Origin of the sequence: Dokdonia sp. R86516 (assembly GCF_044596715.1) — a bacterium.
Lineage (GTDB): Bacteria > Bacteroidota > Bacteroidia > Flavobacteriales > Flavobacteriaceae > Dokdonia.
Genome location: NZ_CP138998.1, coordinates 2,279,332 through 2,304,846, shown reverse-complemented (window position 1 = coordinate 2,304,846; position 25,515 = coordinate 2,279,332). Strand labels below are relative to the sequence as shown.

Below are 25,515 nucleotides of genomic sequence, written 5' to 3'. Positions count from 1 at the left end.
TGCTTAGCATCTCCCTTTTATATTTGTGGTGGTATAAAATAATTACGCTTTCGCGAAAACGTTATTTACATTACAATCCTTTAATAACTGCAAGCGCTTTAGGTATATGCCTTGCAGCCATCATACTGTTGAAACGCATCTTTATGATTCCGCTTGCGTCTATTACGAAAGTTTCTCTACCAGGCAACAGTCCTAATAGTTCATTCTTAACACCATATTTTTTACGCACCTTATTACTGGCGTCTGAAAGCGTGTCAAATGGCAAATTATGTTTTGCTCTAAAGCGTTTATGGCTCTCTACACTATCTGCACTGATACCGAATACTTTTGCTCCTGCATCTGTAAAATCTTGGTATTGATCTCTAAAGCTACAAGCCTGAGCAGTACATCCAGGTGTAAAATTTTTAGGGTAGAAATAAATGACCATAGGTACCTTCCCTATTAATTCGTCTACTACAACTGCCTCGTTATCTTGATTTTTTAGTGTAAAACCAGGTGCTCTATCTCCTATTTTTAATGCCATACTTATTCGCCTTTATAAGTTACAAAGTTACGCGGTGTCTCATATAAGGTGACTTCTAAATCAAACTTATCTTCTAGAACAGCTGTTATACGATTATGAATAACAACAGCTATATTTTCTGCAGTAGGATTGAGCTTTTTAAATTCTGGAACTTCGAGATTGAGATTTTTGTGATCTAAGTAATCCTCTACCTCTGCTTTAATAATATCTTTTAGAATTTTTAAGTCAATGAGAAATCCCGTTTCAGTGTCTATTTCTCCACTTACACTAACGGTGAGATCATAATTATGCCCGTGGAAATTGGGATTACTACATTTCCCAAATATTTGCATATTTTTTGCGTCGTCCCAGTCTTCTCTATATAATCTATGAGCAGCATTAAAATGCGCCTTTCTATGTGCTGTTATTCTCATCTCTTAATGTGGGTATAGAATTTATCAAATATGATTTTAAACCACTCCGTATATAGTTCTGGATGATTTGCGATATCAGTTTTCACATCTTCTAGATCCATCCATTTCCAAGCCCCTACTTCATCTTCATTGATGACTGGCGATTGCTCAGAGTGACCTATAAGAATATGATCTAGTTCATGCTCTGTAAGGCCATTGTCAAATGGAGCTTTGTAAATAAAAGAGATGGTCTCTTCTAATGGGACCGAAAATCCCATTTCCTCTTGTAAACGTCGCATACCAGCATCCACATTGCTTTCACCTTCACGTTGATGACTACAACAGGTATTTGTCCAAAGACCGGGGCTGTGGTATTTATGTAATGCTCGTTGTTGTAACATAAGTTCGTTCTTATTGTTAAAAACAAACACTGAAAAAGCTCTATGTAATACAGCCTTTTCATGAGCTTCCATTTTGGGCATAAGCCCTATTTGATTGTCATTTTCATCCACAAGGATGACTAATTCTTCTTTCATAAGCATTGTAAAAATACAAATAACTCATAAAAAAAGCGCCTCAATTGAGGCGCTCTTATTATTAATATATGAGATTCTAGTACTAATTGCTTACTACTATAAATTCACTACGTCTATTTAATTGATGTTGCTCTTTGCTACAACGTACACCATTACCACAGTCGTTAACAAGTTGTGTCTCTCCATAACCTTTTCCAGTTAATCTAGAGGCACTTATTCCCTTTGAAATAAGCCAATCTCTAGTTGAAATATTTCTATTTTGTGATAGGTTGAGGTTATATGCATCTCTACCTCTACTATCTGTATGAGATCTTACGTCTATACGTACAGAAGGATATGTTTCCATGTAAACTAACACCTTTGCAAGTTCAACCTCTGCGTCAGGACGTATGTCGTACTTATCAAAGTTAAAGTAGATAGGATTAAGGTCTAATATTTTTGCAATGTCATCACCTGGAACTACAGGCTTTAATGTTTTCTCTAGTTGTAATATCTCTTCTAATTCAGATGAAACATTAGGTGTTGTCACCATTTTTTCAGAAGTATTGTATCCTTCCTTCTCTGCGCGAATAAGGAAAATTTTATCACAATCAGGAATAAAAGCAAAAGCTGCCGATGCTCCAGTCACTACAGATTTAAAAAGATTATTATTTGTATCATATAAACTTACTGTAGCACCTTCAAGATATGCTCCTGTATTTTTATCAGTTACAACACCAGATAACAAAATATCACAAGGAATAGAAGGTTTGTTTATTTGCTTAAGCATATAAATATCATCGTCAATACCTCTATTACCACGGTTAGATGACAAGAAACCTACATTTGCTTCATTATTAATTACAAATGCAAAGTCATCTTTTGAAGTATTTGCTGGCTCTCCTAAGTTCAAGATTTCTGCAGTTTCACCGTTTTTTCCTAAAGCAGTGACAAACAGATCTAAACCTCCTAAACCTGGATGACCATCTGAGGCAAAGTAAATATCATTTTCTGAGCTAATGAATGGAAATGATTCTCTACCTTCAGTGTTGATGTCACTTCCTAAGTTCACAGGAGTTCCATAAGTATCATCTTCATTGATTGACACATACCATAAATCAGAAAGTCCAAAACTACCAGGCATATCTGATGAAAAATATAAACGCTTACCATCAACGCTTAATGCTGGATGTGCCACTGTGTATTCATCACTATTAAATGGAAGCTCTTGAGAATCTGTCCATTTACCTTTTACTAGTGATGCCTTGTACAGTTTTAATTTATTTGTTCCGTCGTTATCTTCTCTATACTTCCCATTGTTATAATTATTACGGGTAAAGTACACAGTTTTACCATCTTCTGTAAATACAGGAGTACTTTCATGGTATTGTGTATTTAAATAAGCACTAAATTTCTCCACATACCTATTACCAGCGTCTTGATCTACTTTATTTAAACTTACTTGATATAAGTTTAAAAAAGGCTGACCGTTCCACTTATGAATACGCTTTGTAAAAGATCCAGTATCCCTATTTGAGGCAAAAATAAGTTTATCCTTATATAGCATAGGGCCAAAATCAGAATAACCAGAGTTAATTGTCGTTATTGCAACATCATAAGAACCTTTTTGATAATCTATTTCCCTAAGGTAATCCGGAGTTTCTTTGAATAGCACTGCTCTTTTATCATCTTCCTTGATATCAAAAAATCTAGACATCATTCTATCCGACAATGCGTAATCTTTTGTAGCTCTTAATGAAAGTGCGTATCTAAAGTATGCTTCTGCTTCTGCTACTTCTGGAAATTCTTTAATTAGTTTACCAAAATATACAGCAGCTTTATCATAACGTGCATTAAGATAATAAGAATCACCTAATCTTTTAAATAAGTCTGCAGACTCGTAACCTTTATCTGCGACTTTTTGGTAAATTTTTTGAGCATCAACAAAATCATACTGATTAAAATTTTTTGTTCCTCTCTCTATTTTTCCTTCTTGAGCATTTCCTACAATGCTAGTTAATAAAAGGAGTGCAATAGTAATATATTTCATAGTAGACTTTTATTAAAAGAATCTTGGGGTTAACATTCTGTCATACTCGTTGAAAAGTTCAAAACGTAAAAACACTTCAAAACTTCCGTCATTATAGACTGTATTTCCTAAATCAGTACTTTCTCGGTCATAAGCAAGACCTATAAGCATACTATCTGAAACTTGGAAACCTACAAGTCCGCTCAAAGCAGCACTCCATCTATAAGCCGCTCCTAAATGTAATTTTTCCATTACTAAAAAGTTTGCAGTAATATCAACTTGCAACGGTGCCCCAGACACAAGTTTAACTAAAGTACTAGGCTTAAACTTAAGCTGATCATTAATATCAAACGTATATCCCATGATACCGTAATAATTGATACGCTCTTCAGCCACAAAACTAGCTGAGTTACTATTATTACTTTCATCGAAATGTTCTGTCTGAATAAGGTTTGGTGCGCTTAATCCAGCATAAAATCTATCCGTATGGTAGTAAAGTCCTGCACCTATAATTGGTGAGATTTTATTATCTATACTTTGAGAAAAACGAGGGTCAGAAACATCAAAAAGTGTAAGCTTTGAAAAATCAACATCAAGAACGTGTCCTCCTGCTTTTAAACCGAAACTTAGTCTGCCACTATTCGATGTGTTTATCGTATAACTAAAGTCTGCTCCTATGTAAGTTTCTTGTGCTGGTCCTAGTGCGTCATTCACGATTGATAAACCTAGTCCAACTTTACCTTCACCTATTGGAGAATGTATACTTAAACTTTGTGTACGTGGAGCCCCTTCAAGGCCTACCCATTGACTTCTGTGTAATCCTACTATACTGGTAACTCCTCTGTTACCTGCATAAGCCGGATTTATAGCTACAGTATTATACATGTATTGTGTATACTGAGGGTCTTGTTGGGCACTTACTTCTGTAAGACTCAAACCCGTAATAATTAATAGGACTATAAGATGTAGTTGTTTCATTCTAACTTTATTTGTTGCACCTATAATAAGTGACTTTTTGGTAAAAATAGCTCAATTTGAATAATTAATAATTTAAAAGATGTTTCACGCTACCTTAGTGTACTTCATCTAGAAATTTGATTATTTTATCCTAATCTCATTAAAATTTCAAAAAGTCAAATATTATTTATGATAGTTGTTATGACGCTTTCGCGAAAGCGTGATTTATATTAACGATTAATGTATAAATATCCACTCTTTCTCTTCAGACCGTCTGGTGTCTGATAAGTAATAAGATAATAATACGTTCCAGCTGGTAATCCATCATCTGATCCAATAGTAGCTCTACCTTCAGAGATACCTTTAAAACCAGTACTTGGGTCATTTGTATAGCCATCTTGTTCAAAAACTTGAACTCCCCATCTATTAAATATCTGAACGTTGTTATCCGGGAAGGCATCTATTCCTTCAATAATGAAGAAGTCATTCACTCCATCACCATCTGGTGAGATCCCATTGAACACTTCAACATCAAATATATTAAGAACACCTTCAAAATTAGTGAGTGTTGGATCATCCGGGTTACCATCCATATTAGGATCAACATTTTCATCGTTGTTAGGGTCATCAGATAAATCTGTTACACTTTCACCGTTTGAGTTTGTTGCATCTACGATAGCTTGATTTAGTACAAATCCATTTGCTATATCAAAAGGAGTTACAATGTAAGTTGCTGTAAATGTTGTGCTGTCTGACTCTCCTGGCAATAGTGATATAGGTCCTCCATCAACTGTTACTAATGGGTCAGTTATCATAATGTTATCCAGTGGAAGTGATCCTGTATTAGTCACAGTAAATGTGTACTGAATTACTTCTCCATCTTGAATTAAGCCATCACCATCAATATCGAGAGTTGTTCCTACTTTCTCTAAAGCTATTGAACTTTCGATTGGAAGATTAGTAATCGTTTCATCATCTTCGACACTGTTATTATCGTCTGAAATATCAACAACATCATTACCATCAGGATCTTGCCCTGTTGCAATGGCTTGATTAGTTACAAAACCTTCATCTATATCACTTTGAACAATAGTATAAACAGCTACAAATGTACTGCTATCTGTTTCACCAGGCTCTAAATCGATAGGTCCGCCAGATACAATCACTAATGGATCTTCAATAATAATGTTTGTCACCGTTACATTTCCAGTATTAGATACTGTGAAGTTATAAGTTATGGTTTCGCCTACTTGTGCAAATCCGTCACCATCTACATCATTAAATACACCTGTTTTGATCAAACTTATGCTAGCTCCTTGCGGTAAGTCTGTTACAGTAATGTCATCTTCAAGGTTACTATCATCATCAGAAGTATCCGTTACAGTATCACCATCAGGATTCTGTCCTGTAGCAAGTGCTTGGTTTGTTACTCCACCTGCATCCACATCTGCTTGTGTAATTGTATAAACAGCGCTGAACGTATCCGTGTCAACATCTCCAACTGCTAAATCAATTGGTCCACCAGCCACAGTTACCATTGGATCTGTAATCACAATATTTGTGATTGTTACATTTCCAGTGTTTGTTACTGTGAAGTTATATGTTACAGTTTCACCTACTTGCGCGAAACCATCTCCACTTTCATCATTAAAGAATCCAGTCTTGATTAATGCAATCGCTCCTTCGTCTGTTGGGAAAGTTGTGATCGTATCATCATCCTCAAGGTTACTATCGTCATCAGAAGTATCGGTTACGTCATCGCCATCAGGATTCTGCCCTGTAGCAAGTGCTTGGTTTGTTACTCCACCTTCATCAACGTCAGCTTGAGTAATAGTATACACAGCATTGAAGGTTGTAGCATCTGAAGCGCCAGCAACTAAATCAATAGGTCCGCCAGTTACAGCTACCATTGGATCTGTAATCACAATATTTGTGATTGTTACATTTCCAGTGTTTGTTACTGTGAAGTTATATGTTACCGTTTCTCCAGCTTGAGCGAAACCGTCTCCGTTCACATCATTGAAAGTACCTTCCTTTATTAATGCAATCGCTCCTTCGTCTGTTGGGAAAGTAGTAACTGTTTCATCATCCTCAAGGTTACTATCGTCATCAGAAGTATCTGTTACGTCATCGCCATCAGGATTCTGCCCTGTAGCAAGTGCTTGGTTTGTTACTCCACCTTCATCAACGTCAGCTTGAGTAATAGTATACACAGCATTGAAGGTTGTAGCATCTGATGCGCCAGCAACTAAATCAATAGGTCCGCCAGTTACAGTTACCATTGGATCCGTGATTACAATATTCGTAATCGTTACGTTTCCAGTATTTGTTACTGTGAAGTTATATGTTACCGTCTCTCCTGCTTGAGCGAAACCGTCTCCGTTCACATCATTAAATGTTCCAATCTTGATTAATGCAATCGCTCCTTCGTCTGTTGGGAAAGTAGTAACTGTTTCATCATCCTCAAGGTTACTATCATCATCAGAAGTATCTGTTACAGTATCACCATCAGGATTCTGTCCTGTTGCTAGTGCTTGATTTGTTACACCTCCGTTATCGATATCTGCTTGTGTGATAGTATAAATAGCGTTGAAGCTCGTAGCATCTGATGCGCCAGCAACTAAATCAATAGGTCCGCCAGTTACAGCAACCATTGGATCTGTAACCACAATATTTGTGATTGTTACATTTCCAGTGTTTGTTACTGTGAAGTTATATGTTACCGTTTCTCCCGCTTGCGCGAAACCATCTCCATTCACATCATTGAAAGTACCTTCCTTTATTAATGCAATCGCTCCTTCGTCTGTTGGGAAAGTAGTAATTGTATCATCATCCTCAAGGTTACTATCATCATCTGAAGTATCGGTTACAGTATCACCATCAGGATTCTGCCCTGTAGCAAGTGCTTGGTTTGTTACTCCACCTGCATCAACGTCTGCCTGTGTGATAGTATACACAGCAGTGAAAGTCGTAGCATCTGAAGCACCAGCAATTAAATCAATAGGTCCGCCAGTTACAGCAACCATTGGATCTGTAATTACAATATTTGTAATTGTTACATTTCCAGTGTTTGTTACTGTGAAGTTATATGTTACAGTCTCTCCTGCTTGCGCGAAACCGTCTCCGTTCACATCATTGAAAGTACCTTCCTTTATTAATGCAATCGCTCCACCATCTGTTGGGAAAGTTGTGATCGTATCATCATCCTCAAGGTTACTATCATCATCAGAAGTATCTGTTACAGTATCACCATCAGGATTCTGTCCTGTTGCAAGTGCTTGGTTTGTTACACCTCCGTTGTCTATATCTGCTTGTGTGATAGTATAAATAGCGTTGAAGGTAGTAGCATCTGATGCGCCAGCAACTAAATCAATAGGTCCGCCAGTTACAGTTACCATTGGATCTGTAACCACAATATTTGTGATTGTTACATTTCCAGTATTTGTTACTGTGAAGTTATATGTTACCGTTTCTCCCGCTTGCGCGAAACCGTCTCCGTTCACATCATTAAATGTTCCAATCTTGATTAATGCAATCGCCCCTTCGTCTGTTGGGAAAGTAGTGATTGTATCATCATCCTCAAGGTTACTATCATCATCAGAAGTATCTGTTACAGTATCACCATCAGGATTCTGTCCTGTTGCAAGTGCTTGGTTTGTTACACCTCCGTTATCGATATCTGCTTGTGTGATAGTATAAATAGCGTTGAAGGTAGTAGCATCTGATGCGCCAGCAACTAAATCAATAGGTCCGCCAGTTACAGTTACCATTGGATCTGTAACCACAATATTTGTGATTGTTACATTTCCAGTGTTTGTTACTGTGAAGTTATATGTTACAGTCTCTCCTGCTTGAGCGAAACCATCTCCATTCACGTCATTGAAAGTACCTTCCTTTATTAATGCAATCGCTCCTTCGTCTGTTGGGAAAGTTGTGATTGTATCATCATCCTCAAGGTTACTATCATCATCTGAAGTATCGGTTACGTCATCGCCATCAGGATTCTGTCCCGTAGCAAGTGCTTGATTGGTTACTCCACCTTCATCAACGTCAGCTTGCGTAATAGTATACACAGCATTGAAGGTTGTAGCATCTGAAGCGCCAGCAACTAAATCAATAGGTCCGCCAGTTACAGCAACCATTGGATCTGTAACCACAATATTTGTGATTGTTACATTTCCAGTGTTTGTTACTGTGAAGTTATATGTTACCGTTTCTCCCGCTTGCGCGAAACCATCTCCATTCACATCATTGAAAGTACCTTCCTTTATTAATGCAATCGCTCCTTCGTCTGTTGGGAAAGTAGTAATTGTATCATCATCCTCAAGGTTACTATCATCATCTGAAGTATCGGTTACAGTATCACCATCAGGATTCTGCCCTGTAGCAAGTGCTTGGTTTGTTACTCCACCTGCATCAACGTCTGCCTGTGTGATAGTATACACAGCAGTGAAAGTCGTAGCATCTGAAGCACCAGCAATTAAATCAATAGGTCCGCCAGTTACAGCAACCATTGGATCTGTAATTACAATATTTGTAATTGTTACATTTCCAGTGTTTGTTACTGTGAAGTTATATGTTACAGTCTCTCCTGCTTGCGCGAAACCGTCTCCGTTCACATCATTGAAAGTACCTTCCTTTATTAATGCAATCGCTCCACCATCTGTTGGGAAAGTTGTGATCGTATCATCATCCTCAAGGTTACTATCATCATCAGAAGTATCTGTTACAGTATCACCATCAGGATTCTGTCCTGTTGCAAGTGCTTGGTTTGTTACACCTCCGTTGTCTATATCTGCTTGTGTGATAGTATAAATAGCGTTGAAGGTAGTAGCATCTGATGCGCCAGCAACTAAATCAATAGGTCCGCCAGTTACAGTTACCATTGGATCTGTAACCACAATATTTGTGATTGTTACGTTTCCAGTATTTGTTACTGTGAAGTTATATGTTACTGTCTCTCCCGCTTGCGCGAAACCATCTCCACTTTCATCATTGAAAGTACCTTCCTTTATTAATGCAATCGCTCCTTCGTCTGTTGGGAAAGTTGTGATCGTATCATCATCCTCAAGGTTACTATCGTCATCTGAAGTATCGGTTACGTCATCGCCATCAGGGTTCTGTCCTGTTGCAAGTGCTTGGTTTGTTACTCCGCCTCCATCAACGTCAGCTTGTGTAATAGTATACACAGCATTGAAGGTTGTAGCATCTGAAGCGCCAGCAACTAAATCAATAGGTCCACCAATTACAGCAACCATTGGATCTGTAACCACAATATTTGTGATTGTTACGTTTCCAGTATTTGTTACTGTGAAGTTATATGTTACTGTCTCTCCCGCTTGCGCGAAACCATCTCCACTTTCATCATTGAAAGTACCTTCCTTTATTAATGCAATCGCTCCTTCGTCTGTTGGGAAAGTTGTAATTGTATCATCATCCTCAAGGTTACTATCGTCATCTGAAGTATCGGTTACGTCATCGCCATCAGGGTTCTTTCCTGTTGCAAGTGCTTGGTTTGTTACTCCGCCTCCATCAACGTCAGCTTGCGTAATAGTATACACAGCAGTGAAGGTCGTATCATCTGAAGCACCAGCAACTAAATCAATAGGTCCACCAGTTACAGCAACCATTGGATCTGTAACCACAATATTTGTAATTGTTACGTTTCCAGTATTTGTTACTGTGAAGTTATATGTTACCGTCTCTCCTGCTTGAGCGAAACCGTCTCCGTTTACATCATTGAAAGTACCTTCCTTTATTAATGCAATCGCTCCTTCGTCTGTTGGGAAAGTAGTGATTGTATCATCATCCTCAAGGTTACTATCGTCATCTGAAGTATCGGTTACGTCATCGCCATCAGGATTCTGTCCTGTAGCAAGTGCTTGATTTGTTACTCCGCCTCCATCAATATCTGATTGTGTAATTGTATACACAGCGCTAAAAGCATCAGTGTCAACATCACCAACTCCTAAATCAATTGGTCCTCCAGTAACATCCACTATTGGATCGGTAATTACAATGTTTGTAATAGTTACGTTTCCAGTGTTTGTTACAGTGAAGTTATACGTTACAGTCTCTCCCGCTTGAGCGAAACCGTCTCCGTTCACATCATTGAAAGTACCTTCCTTTATTAATGCAATAGCTCCTTCATCTGTTGGAAAAGTTGTGATAGTATCATCATCCTCTAAATTACTATCGTCATCAGAAGTATCTGTTACGTCATCGCCATCAGGGTTCTGTGCTGTTACTAGTGCTTGATTAGTTACTTCACCAGCATCAACATCTGCTTGCGTGATAGTATAAACAGCATTAAAGGTATCCGTGTCAACGTCACCAACTGCTAAATCAATTGGCCCGCCAGATACAGCGACCAAATCATCTGTAATGACAATGTTGGTTAAAGTACTCGTTCCAGTATTTGATACTATAAAATTATATGTTACTGTCTCTCCTGCCTGAGCGAAACCGTCGCCATTTACATCATTAAAAGTACCTTCCTTAATTAATGCGATTAAATCAGATCTTTCTATAACAGTAACTGTAGGGTCATCCGTCAAATCATTATTAATAGTACCATCTCCATTTGGAGTTTCAATAGTTTCTGGGTTTAAAATTTCTATTCCATTTACATCTGTCCCAGCATCTGAAATATCGTTAACATCATTCACTCCAATTGGACTACTACCTGTGGCAGAAGCACTATTTTCTAAATAGCCTAAATCAACATCTGCTTGGGTAATCTGATGTTCTGCAACAACGGTTACACTATCGCCAGGAGCTAACTCAGCAATAGGATTCCCCGAGATTATAGTGGCATTATCATCCGTAACAACAATATCTGTAAGATTTGTATTCCCTGAATTTGTAACAACAATATCATAGGTAATCACATCATTCAATACACCAGAAGGACTTGTCTGACTTTTAATAAGACTTAAATTATTATCTGCTGTATAAGTAAATATACTTGCACTTCCTCCAGCAAATGTATTATCATCTGATGCAGATATAATAGTTTGAAAACCATTATTAGCATCTTCTTGACTCGAATTTTCGATCACACTTATTGGGAATGTCAAAGATCCAAAATCATCCCCCGCAATAGTGGCATATTGACTTAAAGTCAAAACATTACTCACCGCATCGTAAGATGGTGTAAAATAATTTAATAGTGTTCCAGTGATTGCACTAGTATCGCCGTCAGTTAACTCAACTAATTGAAATACAACCTCAATCACAACATTCGGCGATCCTGTATTTGGATCTAATGCTGGAACCTCTAGACCAGAAGACTCTGCAAGTATAAAACTTCCAGTACCTGTTCCATTCAACTCAAGAGTCTCCAGTGGTGCAGGGTTGATGTTTGCTTCCGGAATCGAAACAGATTGACCAAAGCTCGTTAAGCTTAAAGTAAATATGATTACTATTATTAAAATTTTCTTCATCTTATGAATTTTCTACGTAAATAATAAGGATATTTTCAACTACTAGTTGTTGTTATACTCTATGTAATCGAAATCATCATTATTTGAATTATTAACCTCTCCACCTGAAAAATAACGAACGGTTGCCTGAATCGGGAATATACCATTAGTATTTGGTAGTGGATTATAGACAGCATTAATACCAACTATAGATGCTGTTAAGCCTTCAAATACACCTCCATTTCCAACATATATGAATTTATATAAGACTGGATTAGAGTCATCAAATATCCAATCAGAATTACTAACTGGAGCTCCATTTAATGTAGTAAGACTCGAATCGTAGGTAAGAATAAATGCCGAATTTTTAGGTATTCTTAACTCAACAGTATCAGTACCATTTGATTGCCTATCATTATACTCTGCTACAAAAACTCTGAAGTCTACATTACCAGAATCACCAGCAACTGTTGTTGTACCTGTGAAAATCACTGGACCAAAATCTGGTAAATTGCCCACCGTATTTGTATCTGTAATTGCGTCTGGATCAGACCCTATTTCATCAAACTCATCATCATAAGTTACTGTAATAGTATCACCAGACTGAGTATTAAATATACCATCATCGTCAGTACCTGCTGTTACGCCATACTCTGTATCCACAGTCCCTGTAAAGATTCCAGTATCGACTCCAGTTTCAGTTAATGTGATAGTTTCAGATTCACCTGTGACATCATTTACAACAATAACCTCTATATTTTCTATACTATTATCATCTTGATTTAGGTCGTTATCTGTAACTACAATATCTAATGTATCACCGGGTATGGAAAGATTTGTAATATCCACAGTACCAGTCACGCCACCAAAGACAGTATCTGAATCTGTAACAGGGGTAGGATCACTACCTGTTACATCTAATATATCATCATATGTTACGGTTACTGTATCACCAGCTTGTGTATTAAATACTCCATCATTATCAGTTCCAGCTATTATACCTGATACTGTTCCTACGGTACCTTCAAATATACCTGTGTCAGCACCTGTTTCAGTCAAAGTAATTATTTCCGACTCTCCAGTATTATCATTAACAACAACAACTTCGATAGTTTCGATTACATTAATATCTTCATTCAAATCATTATCAGTAACAGATATATCTAAAGTATCCCCTGGAACTGATGTATCAGTAATATCTACAACTCCAGTCACCCCTCCGAGTACATTATCGGTATCAGTAATTGGATCTGGATTATTACCATTGCTATCCAATTCATCATCATAAGTTACAGTTACAGTATCACCAGCTTGGGTGTTGAAAATTCCGTCGCCATCTGTACCAGCAGCATCACCAAATACGGTATCCACAGTTCCTTCAAACACACCTGTATCAACTCCTGTTTCTGTTAAAGTGATTGTTTCTGTTTCACCAGTTTCATCGTTTATAACAACGACATCAATTGTGTCCACACTAGTAATGTCTAGATTCAAATCATTATCAGTTACAATAATATTCAATGTATCTCCTGGTATTGAAGTTTCAGTTATTTCAACCTTACCTGTTACTCCTCCGATTACGTTGTCTGTATCTGAAACAGCTGTTGGATCATTACCTAAAGTATCTAACTCATCATCATAAGTTACCGTTACAGTATCTCCAGCTTGAGTGTTGAAAATCCCATCGTTATCTGCACCAGCGTTATCACCAAATACAGTATCAACAGTACCTTCAAATATTCCCGTATCAGCACCTGTTTCTGTTAGAGTAACTAATTCAGATTCGCCAGTTTCATCATTTACAACAATTACCTCAATCGATTCAATATTATCAACATCCTGATTTAAATCGTTATCAGTTACAACGATATCCAGCGTATCACCTGGTATTGAAGTTTCAGTAATAGTTACTTCACCAGTAACTCCACCAATAACATTATCAGTATCTGTTACAGGAGCAGGATTACCACCTGTATTATCAAGCTCGTCGTCGTATGTTACGGTCACAGTATTTCCAGCTTGAGTGTTCAGTGTTCCATCATCATTTGTACCAGCTATCTCACCAAATGCAGTATCAACTGTACCAGCAAAAACACCTGTATCAGATCCGGTTTCCGTTAAAGTCACAACTTCAGATTCACCAGTCTGATCATTTACAACAACCACATCAATTGTATCTATAATATTGACATCTAAATTCAAATCATTATCAGTCACTACAACCTCTAAAGTGTCCCCTGGAATTGAAGTATCTGTTATAGTAACTTCACCAGTAACTCCACCAAGAACTAGATCTGTATCTGTGATTGGTCCTGGATTGCTACCAACTTCATCAAGTTCATCATCATAAGTAACAGTTACCGAATCACCTGCTTGTGTATTGAATTCACCATCATTATCTACTCCAGCAACAACACCATAGACCGTATCAACTGTACCAGCAAAAACGCCTGTGTCAGGTCCGGTTTCGGTTAAAGTAACTACTTCAGACTCACCAGTGTCTTCGTTTACAACAACAACATTCAAAGTTTCAGCTACTGAAGCGTTTTCATTAAGATCTCCATCTGTAACAACCACATCTAAAGTATCACCAGGAATTGATGTATCAGTTATATCTACTATTCCAGTAATTCCACCCAATACATTATCAACATCTGTCAATACCGTTAGTGTTCCGTTCTCATCTAACTGATCATTATAGAAAATTGTCACTGTATCACCAACTTGGGTGTTAATTAGCCCATCATTATTAGCACCCGCAGAAACTCCATATATGGTATCCACAGTTCCGGTAAACACACCTGTATTTGGACCTGTCTCTGTTAATATAATCACCTCTGATTCACCTGTAATATCATTTTTCACAATCACGTTGACAGTTTCTGCAATTGAAGGATCTTCATTCAAATCAGCATCTGATACAGATAAATCCAAAGTATCTCCAGGAAAAGAGGTATCAGTTATATCTACATCTGCTAAAACACCTCTAGTATGCGTAAAGTATGCTGTACTTCCAGGAGCATCAGTTGGGCCATCAATTGCTGCAATATTCACGTTAAATCCATTGAAACTTTGATTCTCTGTTGAGTTTTGAGTGACAGTTAATGGTATTGAAATATTTCCTGAAAAATTAGCAGGAATTTCAGATGATTGTTGAAAAACAAGGACATTGTTCCCAGCATCATAATTAACTGTGAAATATGACAGTACAGTTCCTGTTATACCAGCCAAATCGGCATCTGTTAATTCTACATACTGTAAACTAATACTAATAGTAACATTAGGCATTCCAAATGCAGAGGCAGGGACAGCCACACCATCATTCTCTGTAAAAACAAATGTTCCTATACCTTCTCCATTTAAAGACAAACCATCAAGCGGATCAGGACTTACGTTTGCATCAGTTACTGTTACCGTCTGACCATAGGTTACAAGCGAACATAGAAAGGTAAAAATGAGTAGAAATAGATTTTTTTTCATTGTAGGTATTTAAGGTTGTTGAGATTGGAAATTCTTTATAGTTAATATATTAATCGTCATCATCATCATCATCATCATCATCATCATCATCATCATCAAGTATGTCATTATCGAATTCTACATAATCCACATCATTATTATTAGAATTATTAGTTTCACCTCCAGAGTTAAATTTGACTGTGACTTGCAAAGGAAACTCTCCTTCAGTGCTTATAAGTGGTAAATAAACAGCATTTAAACCAATTATTGACGCGCTATTTGCTGGAAAGATACCGTTATTCCCAATATATATAAATTTATAAAGCGTAGGACTAGAATTATCAAACAGCCAATCGGTGTTTGACACAGGAAAGCCGTTGACTAACACACTTGTAGGATCAAATGTTATTAATAAATCATCACTTTTGACTATCCTAAGTTCCACTGGTGTAGTCCCATTAGAATTTTGACCAGCAAATTCAGCAACTAATACTCTGAAATCTATAACTCCAGTATTACCCACAATAGTCGTCACTCCACTAAATATCGTCGGCGCAAAATCTGGAATTAATTCCATACCCACCGTCAGATATACAGTTGCAATATCGGTTGCACCTTGAACATCTATTACCTGATACACAAAGGAATCAGGACCTACATAATCCAAATTAGAAGTATATGTAAAAGTACCATCATCATTTAAAATTACTGTTCCATTTGTAGGATCAGATACTAACGATGTTGTCTGAGCATCTCCCTCAGGATCCGTATCATTATCTAAAACATTTCCTAAAATATCAGTATTTGAAATACCATTATAGGTATCGTCATTCGCTATTGTAATGTTTGTAGTATCAGCAATCACTTGAATAGTAACCGTTGCAGTATCACATTCAGCTGGATTACCATTATCACAAATTGTATATGTAAATGTATCTTCTCCTATAAAATCAGTATTTGGAGTATAAACAAATGATCCATTAGGCAGTAATACTACCAACCCATTAGCTGGATCGGTATTTCCAGTAACCGCTATTGGATCTCCATCTGGATCAAAATCATTAGGCAGAACATTACCTGACAAAGGTGTGTTCAACTCTGTAATACCTGAATCCGCATTAGCAACAGGTGCTTCATTATCAGGTCCACTTATTGGCAATACTTCTAAGTAAACAATAGCCGTATCACAAGCCTGTGGGTTTCCATCATCACACACTGTGTATGTAAAGGTATCTTCTCCTACAAAATCAGTGTTTGGCGTGTACTCGTAAGTTCCATCAGGATTGATTACTAATACTCCATTAGATGGATCTGTATTTGAACTTACTGTTTGTGTATCTCCTTCTGCATCATCATCATTCGTTAATACATTACCAGTTACAACTGTATTTACATAGGTGTTATTAATATCATCAATCGCTGTTGTTGTATTACTTAAAGGTGCAATCACTAATGAAACCGTAGCAGTATCTGTTGCTCCTTGTGCATCTGTTACTGTGTAAGTAAACTCATCTGGCCCAGTATAACCTGAATCAGGTGTGTAAGTGAAAGTACCATCTGAATTTAAAACAACACTTCCGTTTGATGGATCTGCTTCTAAAGATACTGTCTGAGCATCGCCTTCTGGATCTGTATCGTTATCCAATACATTGCCTAATACATCTGTATCAATAGAACCAATGTAAGCATCATCATTTGCTACTGTAATGTTTGCAAAGTCTGGAATTACTTGAATAGTAACCGTTGCCGTATCACATTCAGCTGGATTACCATTATCACAGATGGTATATGTAAATGTATCTTCTCCTACAAAATCAGTATTTGGTGTGTACTCGTAAGTTCCATCAGGATTGATTACTAATACTCCATTAGATGGATCTGTATTTGCAGTAACCGTTATTGGATCTCCATCTGGATCAAAATCATTTGAAAGCACACTTCCTTCTACAGGCGTGTTGATCTCTGTAACTCCAGTATCAGCATTTGCAACTGGTGGATCATTTTTACTCGTAGGCTCTGGTAATACTTCTAAGTAAACAATAGCAGTATCACAAGCTTGTGGGTTACCATCATCACATACTGTATATGTAAAGGTATCTTCTCCTACAAAATCAGTGTTTGGTGTGTACTCGTAAGTCCCATCAGGATTGATTACTAATACTCCATTAGATGGATCTGTATTTGAACTTACTGTTTGTGTATCTCCTTCTGCATCATCATCATTCGTTAATACATTACCAGTTACAACTGTATTTACATAGGTGTTATTAATATCATCAATCGCTGTTGTTGTATTACTTAAAGGTGCAATCACTAATGAAACCGTTGCAGTGTCTGTAGCTCCTTGAGCGTCAGCTACTGTGTAAGTAAACTCATCTGGTCCAGTATAACCTGAATCAGGTGTGTAAGTGAAAGTTCCATCTGCATTTAAAACAACACTTCCGTTTGATGGAGCAGTTGCTAAAGATGCTGTTTGAGCATCACCTTCTGGATCCGTATCGTTATCCAATACATTTCCTAAGATATCTGTATCAATTGAACCAAGGTAAGCATCATCATTTGCTACTGTGATGTTTACAGTATCAGGAATCACTTGAATAGTAACCGTTGCAGTATCACATTCAGCTGGAGTAGCATTATCACATATAGTATATGTAAATGTATCCTCTCCTACGAAATCAGTGTTTGGTGTGTACTCGAACGTTCCATCAGGATTGATTACTAATACTCCATTAGATGGATCTGTATTTGCAGTAACCGTTATTGGATCTCCATCTGGATCAAAATCATTTGAAAGCACACTTCCTTCTACAGGCGTGTTGATCTCTGTAACTCCAGTATCAGCATTTGCAACTGGTGGATCATTTTTACTCGTAGGCTCTGGTAATACTTCTAAATAAACAATAGCAGTATCACAAGCCTGTGGGTTTCCATCATCACATACTGTATAAGTAAAGGTATCTTCTCCTACAAAATCAGTGTTTGGCGTGTACTCGTAAGTTCCATCAGGATTGATTACTAATACTCCATTAGATGGATCTGTATTTGAACTTACTGTTTGTGTATCTCCTTCTGCATCATCATCATTCGTTAATACATTACCAGTTACAGCTGTATTTACATAGGTATTATTAATATCATCAATCGCTGTTGTTGTATTACTTAAAGGTGCAATCACTAATGAAACCGTTGCCGTATCTGTTGCTCCTTGTGCATCTGTTACTGTGTAAGTAAACTCATCTGGCCCAGTATAACCTGAATCAGGTGTGTAAGTGAAAGTTCCATCTGAATTTAAAACAACACTTCCGTTTGATGGATTTGCTTCTAAAGATACTGTCTGAGCATCTCCTTCTGGATCCGTATCGTTATCCAATACATTGCCTAATACATCTGTATCAATAGAACCAATGTAAGCATCATCATTTGCTACTGTAATGTTAGTAGTATCAGCAATCACTTGAATAGTAACCGTTGCAGTATCACATTCAGCTGGATTACCATTATCACAAATTGTATATGTAAATGTATCTTCTCCTACAAAATCAGTATTTGGTGTGTACTCGTAAGTTCCATCAGGATTGATTACTAATACTCCATTAGATGGATCTGTATTTGCAGTAACCGTTATTGGATCTCCATCTGGATCAAAATCATTTGAAAGTACACTTCCTTCTACAGGCGTGTTGATCTCTGTAACTCCAGTATCAGCATTTGCAACTGGTGGATCATTTTTACTCGTAGGCTCTGGCAGTACTTCTAAGTAAACAATAGCAGTATCACAAGCTTGTGGATTACCATCATCACACACTGTGTATGTAAAGGTATCTTCTCCTACAAAATCAGTGTTTGGTGTGTACTCGTAAGTTCCATCAGGATTAATCACGAGTGTTCCATTAGCAGGTTCTGTATTTGAACTTACTGTTTGTGTATCTCCTTCTGCATCATCATCATTCGTTAATACGTTACCAGTTACAGCAGTATTTACAAACGTATCATTGATATCATCTATAGCTGTTGTTGTATTACTTAAAGATGCAATCACTAATGAAACCGTTGCAGTGTCTGTAGCTCCTTGAGCGTCAGCTACTGTGTAAGTAAACTCATCTGGTCCAGTATAACCTGAATCAGGTGTGTAAGTGAAAGTTCCATCTGCATTTAAAACAACACTTCCGTTTGATGGAGCAGTTGCTAAAGATGCTGTTTGAGCATCACCTTCTGGATCCGTATCGTTATCCAATACATTTCCTAAGATATCTGTATCAATTGAACCAAGGTAAGCATCATCATTTGCTACTGTAATGTTTGCAGTATCAGGGATCACTTGAATAGTCACTGTTGCAGTATCACATTCAGCTGGAGTAGCATTATCACATATAGTATATGTAAATGTATCCTCTCCTACGAAATCAGTGTTTGGTGTGTACTCGAACGTTCCATCAGGATTGATTACTAATACTCCATTAGATGGATCTGTATTTGCAGTCACCGTTATTGGATCTCCGTCTGGATCAAAGTCATTAGAAAGTACACTTCCTTCAATAGGTGTGTTGATTTCTGTTACTCCAGTATCAGCATTTGCTACTGGCGGATCATTCTTACTTGTAGGTTCTGGCAATACTTCTAAGTAAACAATAGCAGTATCACAAGCTTGTGGATTACCATCATCACACACTGTGTATGTAAAGGTATCCTCTCCTACGAAATCAGTATTTGGCGTGTACTCATAAGTGCCATCAGGATTAATCACAAGTGTTCCACTAGCAGGTTCTGTATTTGAACTTACTGTTTGTGTATCTCCTTCTGCATCATCATCATTCGTTAATACATTACCAGTTACAGCAGTATTTACAAACGTATCATTGATATCATCAATCGCTGTTGTTGTATTACTTAAAGGTGCAATCACTAATGAAACCGTAGCAGTATCTGTTGCTCCTTGTGCATCTGTTACTGTGTAAGTAAACTCATCTGGCCCAGTATAACCTGAATCAGGTGTGTAAGTGAAAGTTCCATCTGCATTTAAAACAACACTTCCGTTTGATGGATCTGCTTCTAAAGATACTGTCTGAGCATCGCCTTCTGGATCTGTATCGTTATCCAATACATTGCCTAATACATCTGTATCAATAGAACCAATGTAAGCATCATCATTTGCTACTGTAATGTTAGTAGTATCAGCGATCACTTGAATAGTAACCGTTGCAGTATCACATTCAGCTGGATTACCATTATCACAGATGGTATATGTAAATGTATCTTCTCCTACAAAATCAGTATTTGGTGTGTACTCGTAAGTTCCATCAGGATTGATTACTAATACTCCATTAGATGGATCTGTATTTGCAGTAACCGTTATTGGATCTCCATCTGGATCAAAATCATTTGAAAGTACACTTCCTTCTACAGGCGTGTTGATCTCTGTAACTCCAGTATCAGCATTTGCAACTGGCGGATCATTCTTACTCGTAGGCTCTGGCAGTACTTCTAAGTAAACAATAGCCGTATCACAAGCCTGTGGGTTTCCATCATCACATACTGTATATGTAAATGTATCTTCTCCTACAAAATCAGTGTTTGGTGTGTACTCGTAAGTTCCATCAGGATTAATCACGAGTGTTCCATTAGCAGGTTCTGTATTTGAACTTACTGTTTGTGTATCTCCTTCTGCATCATCATCATTCGTTAATACATTACCAGATACAGCTGTATTTACATAGGTATTATTAATATCATCAATCGCTGTTGTTGTATTACTTAAAGGTGCAATCACTAATGAAACCGTAGCAGTATCTGTTGCTCCCTGTGCATCTGTTACTGTGTAAGTAAACTCATCTGGCCCAGTATAACCTGAATCAGGTGTGTAAGTAAAAGTACCATCTGAATTTAAAACAACACTTCCGTTTGATGGATCTGCTTCTAAAGATACTGTCTGAGCATCTCCTTCTGGATCTGTATCGTTATCCAATACATTGCCTAATACATCTGTATCAATAGAACCAATATAAGCATCATCATTTGCTACTGTAATGTTTGCAAAGTCTGGAATTACTTGAATAGTAACCGTTGCCGTATCACATTCAGCTGGATTACCATTATCACAGATGGTATATGTAAATGTATCTTCTCCTACAAAATCAGTATTTGGTGTGTACTCGTAAGTTCCATCAGGATTGATTACTAATACTCCATTAGATGGATCTGTATTTGCAGTAACCGTTATTGGATCTCCATCTGGATCAAAATCATTTGAAAGCACACTTCCTTCTACAGGCGTGTTGATTTCTGTAACTCCAGTATCAGCATTTGCAACTGGTGGATCATTTTTACTTGTTGTAGGAATCACTTCAACGTATACAGTGGCGGTATCACATGCTTGTGGATTACCATTATCACAAACTGTATAAGTAAAGGTATCTGAACCTACATAGTCAGCTGGAGGGTTATATGAGTAAGAACCATCTGGCGCTATATTCACAACAACACCTTGAGTAGATGTTACATTAGACGAAGTAACTGTTTGAGCATCTCCTTGAGCATCAAAATCATTAGTTAATACATTACCATCTACAGGTGTATTAACAAAAGTATTCTCAATATCATCAACCGCAGTTGTATTAATAAGAGCCCCTATATTTACTGAAACAATGGCGCTATCACAATCGTTATCACTATCACAAATTTGATATTCAAATTGTATAACAGAAGTGTTTACTAGTGGTGCAGTAAACTCTATAAAATCATCAGTTGGATCATTTGTTGTTCCATTGGTATTAACAATAGCAGTTCCAAGAGTTGGCTGAGTTATAATTGTAATTGGTCCACTAGCAGCTAGATCCGGACCAAAAATATCATTCACTAATACATTAACATTAATAGTTTCTAAAGGTAAAGCTACTGTTTCATCATTTACAGCATTAGGTCTACCATCATCTACAAAATCATTCCCACATGTAGACATCAAGTTTATCACGCGAGTTATTCTGTTGTCATTTGCTCCATCTACATCAGATAATGAAACATATCCTGAGTTATCATTCTCAATAACTGTATAGGTTACATCAACTAAAGCAGAAGGAATCGAAGTTGCATATCTATAGTTACCATTTATATCTGTTGCTACCGTTTTATTACTTCCGTCAGAACCAATAATATCAACTTCCACATTAGGAAGTGGATCCCCACCTTCATCAGATACGTTACCACAGATAACTGGAGCTGAAAGAATTGTAGATCTAGGGTTTAAATATTCTGCATTATCAAACACAAACGCATAAAATCTATCAAAATTACCGTTTTGCTTACCTATAGTATAGGATAACTTACTCTTCCCTTCCCAATAGTTACTAAAAGTAAACCTAGGATCTTCAGAAATATCGCCACCAGGAGCCGTTAAAGGGTTAACAGAAGTTCCTCTAACTCCATCACCTGTATCAATAATCTCAATGAGCGTATCTCCTGAGGTGTAGTATGAATCTGGAAGACTCAACTCCGCATATTCCCTTGTAATTACACTATCTCCATCAATATCAAAAGGACTACCGAAGAAAGAAATATTTACAGGTGTCATTGTACCAGAAGCAACAAAAGATATGTCAAATTTCACACTCTGATCACCGTTATTAGTACTATTAATTTTAGGCTGGAATGCTCTAGGGAGACCTTCATTTGCAACGTCAATATCAAGAAGTGTCGCTCCATTGTTAAAAGCTACAATTTCTACAATCGCATCAAGAACTACTCCATTTGCATTATTTGGGAAAATGTTTGAAAACCTATACTTGGCGCCTTCAGACAGTGCAACTCCTGAAATTAACACAGGGTTTGCAAAATTTGAATTTTCGTAAAAAGGTGCACAATCACAGCCTCTTTCTCCTGGAGGGACTATAAATACATCAGATACAGAAAGAAAAACAGTTGCTTCACTTTCATTACCATTTACATCTACAATTTTATATTTGAACTCATCAAACCCTGAGTAATCTTGATTTGGTGTATATATGATTGTATCATCAGATAAGTCACCTGGTGTATTATTATCGTTAATTTCAACAACTCCGTGTGCAGGATTTACAGTAACTATTACAGGCTCGGTTAAAGAAGCTCCATTATCACCATAGTCATCATTTGCAACTACATCTATATTCAAAGGAAGATTAAAGAACACGGTTCTTGTATCATCATCTGCAAGGATAGTCGCACACTGGTTTTGTGTTTTATCTTGACTAAAACCTTTTAATTGACCAGCATTAGCCACTAAAGGAACACCATAAGTAGCACTATTTGCATTCTCGTCAACAATAACACCTAAGTTATTTGTTACACTACCATTATTACCGTCTGATAAAGTTCCACTTGCTGCTAAACCATCACTACTCAAGAAAGAACCATTACCCTCTACAAAGTCGGGACATCCATCATTATCACTATCTAGATCTAGAGCGTTAATAATACCATCATTATCAATATCATTACTACAACCTGAGGCTGGAGCAGTTACAGGTACCAATGCAGCAGCACTAGTTAAAGGCTCAACATCAAAGTTGTAACCTGGAGTTCCTAAACGTTTTCTTAATTCAAAATTAATGCTTGATGTTGTTAAGAATCTAGTCCTCCACCATGCATCTTGTGTATTTGCATCAGTATTCTCTGTATTAACCTCTACCCCTCTAGCTCTAATTTTTCCGCCAGAATTACTTATTGAGAGACCAGAAGATGTTGATAATTGATAAAACTGTACATCTGTAGTATTCAATATAACCTCCTCACTAGAAGTTGGAATACCGTCCACATCCATCCACGTCACATCTAAAGGCATTGGCAGCAACGTATTAGTTCCAGATTGATAAAAATTCATCTGTAAGCCAGCAAGAGCGCCAACATTTGCTCCTGTTAGATATATTGTAGAAATTGGGTTGTTAATAGTGATATCTAAGGTAGCTGGTTCAGGATTAGAAATAACAACTAGTTCTAAATCAAAAGGTGTACCCTCAAAAGTACCAGCATTAACATACCTCATTTTATCACCCACCTCACTACTAGCTCCACTATCAGTAAACACTCCATTGCTAAAGTCTAAACTTAACGGTAATATGGCAGACGCAGCATTTACACACTCATCTGTATCTAATATACCGTCATTATCATCATCAAGATCACAAAGATCACTTATACCATCACCATCACTATCTAAGTTACCAGACACCTGCGCATTACAAGGGTCTATTGATGGAGTACAATCTGCGTCCACATTTACTCCTCCAGCTATAATCCATGATTGACCATTAACACTTTGACCATTTTGTCTATGCCTTGTATCTACTGTAATAGTTACTTGCGTAGCACTACCAGGTACATCTAATAATTCCAATGTAGGCATTATTAAACAACACGTACCACCAGGCAAAGAACTATCTGGACCAGTGATTATAATTTCTTCAGAAACTCCTCCCGCTTCTGCTCTTAACAGTAAGTACCTACCATCTGTTGTAATTTCAGAAATTGGTGTTTCAACAAATAAATCCCTAGGTTCTGAAAAAGTAGGAATATCAATTGTAAACTGCACCTTATTATTATATCCACTTAAATTTGTAAACACCCCAGAATTTGCAAATGCATCTACTGTATTTCTAAAAGCGTAAACAACTATCGATTGCAAATTGCTTTTATTAACGGTGTTTGAGTAGTTGATACGAGAAGTATTACCTTGAATGACACCTCTATAAACCCAAATATTACTACTTGAACCTGTAACATCAAACCTATTTAAAGTATGCATCTTGTTAGCATTATCTTTAATTTGTATGGTTGATCCAGGATTTGCTCCTTTGTAAACAATCTCAACTACGTATTGATAAATATTTCCCGAGTTAGGAAGCACAACATCTGTTGAGGCTTTTCCATTTGCATTTGCACCGTACTCATCAACAGTCTTGTTTTCTCCACAAGCAAAGTTCCAACCCGTTAAGGTATCAGCATCATCTACAAGTGTCTCAACAGTTGAAACTGTTGAAGCAAACATTTGATTAGACAAGAGCATAAACACAAACAAAACAACCACTCTAAACATAAAGTCGCTCTTTAATCTATTTAAATCTCCTAAGTAATTTAGTTTCATATATTACTATTTTATAAAAACCTTATAATTTATTTTAATCTTGACCATATGAGTCTTTATTAAAACCCCTATGATATTAGCATTAAATATTCACCTAAGAAG

At 37.1% G+C, this 25,515-nt stretch carries 8 protein-coding genes; all 8 read right to left on the bottom strand.

Translation table 11 applies throughout. The features are described 5' to 3' along the window. Positions 1-70: 70 nt before the first annotated feature. A complete protein-coding gene (locus tag SJY23_RS10330; RefSeq protein WP_396596278.1) occupies positions 71-523 on the bottom strand; it encodes a peroxiredoxin in 453 nt (150 codons plus the stop codon). Between the two features lie 2 nt (positions 524-525). Further along, positions 526-936, bottom strand: a complete 411-nt coding sequence (locus SJY23_RS10325; RefSeq protein ID WP_396596277.1) for a 6-pyruvoyl trahydropterin synthase family protein — start codon at positions 934-936, stop codon at positions 526-528. After that, positions 933-1,451, bottom strand: a complete 519-nt coding sequence (idi, locus tag SJY23_RS10320; RefSeq protein ID WP_396596276.1) for an isopentenyl-diphosphate Delta-isomerase — start codon at positions 1,449-1,451, stop codon at positions 933-935. The genes SJY23_RS10325 and idi overlap by 4 nt, the downstream gene beginning before the upstream one ends. Before the next feature lie 82 nt (positions 1,452-1,533). After that, positions 1,534-3,480, bottom strand: coding sequence for an OmpA family protein (locus tag SJY23_RS10315; protein WP_396596275.1), 1,947 nt, complete (start codon positions 3,478-3,480; stop codon positions 1,534-1,536). A 12-nt stretch (positions 3,481-3,492) separates the two neighbouring features. Then, positions 3,493-4,437 carry a type IX secretion system membrane protein PorP/SprF gene (locus SJY23_RS10310; protein WP_035337712.1) on the bottom strand — a complete coding sequence of 315 codons (945 nt, stop codon included), beginning with the start codon at positions 4,435-4,437 and terminating at the stop codon, positions 3,493-3,495. Between the two features lie 209 nt (positions 4,438-4,646). After that, entirely contained in the window at positions 4,647-11,861 is a 7,215-nt protein-coding gene (locus SJY23_RS10305; protein ID WP_396596274.1) for a gliding motility-associated C-terminal domain-containing protein, read from the bottom strand. A 42-nt stretch (positions 11,862-11,903) separates the two neighbouring features. Beyond that, positions 11,904-15,320: a beta strand repeat-containing protein gene (locus SJY23_RS10300; RefSeq protein WP_396596273.1), complete on the bottom strand. Its 3,417-nt coding sequence runs from the start codon at positions 15,318-15,320 to the stop codon at positions 11,904-11,906. Between the two features lie 49 nt (positions 15,321-15,369). After that, positions 15,370-25,413 carry an Ig-like domain-containing protein gene (locus SJY23_RS10295; RefSeq protein WP_396596272.1) on the bottom strand — a complete coding sequence of 3,348 codons (10,044 nt, stop codon included), beginning with the start codon at positions 25,411-25,413 and terminating at the stop codon, positions 15,370-15,372. Positions 25,414-25,515: the final 102 nt, after the last annotated feature.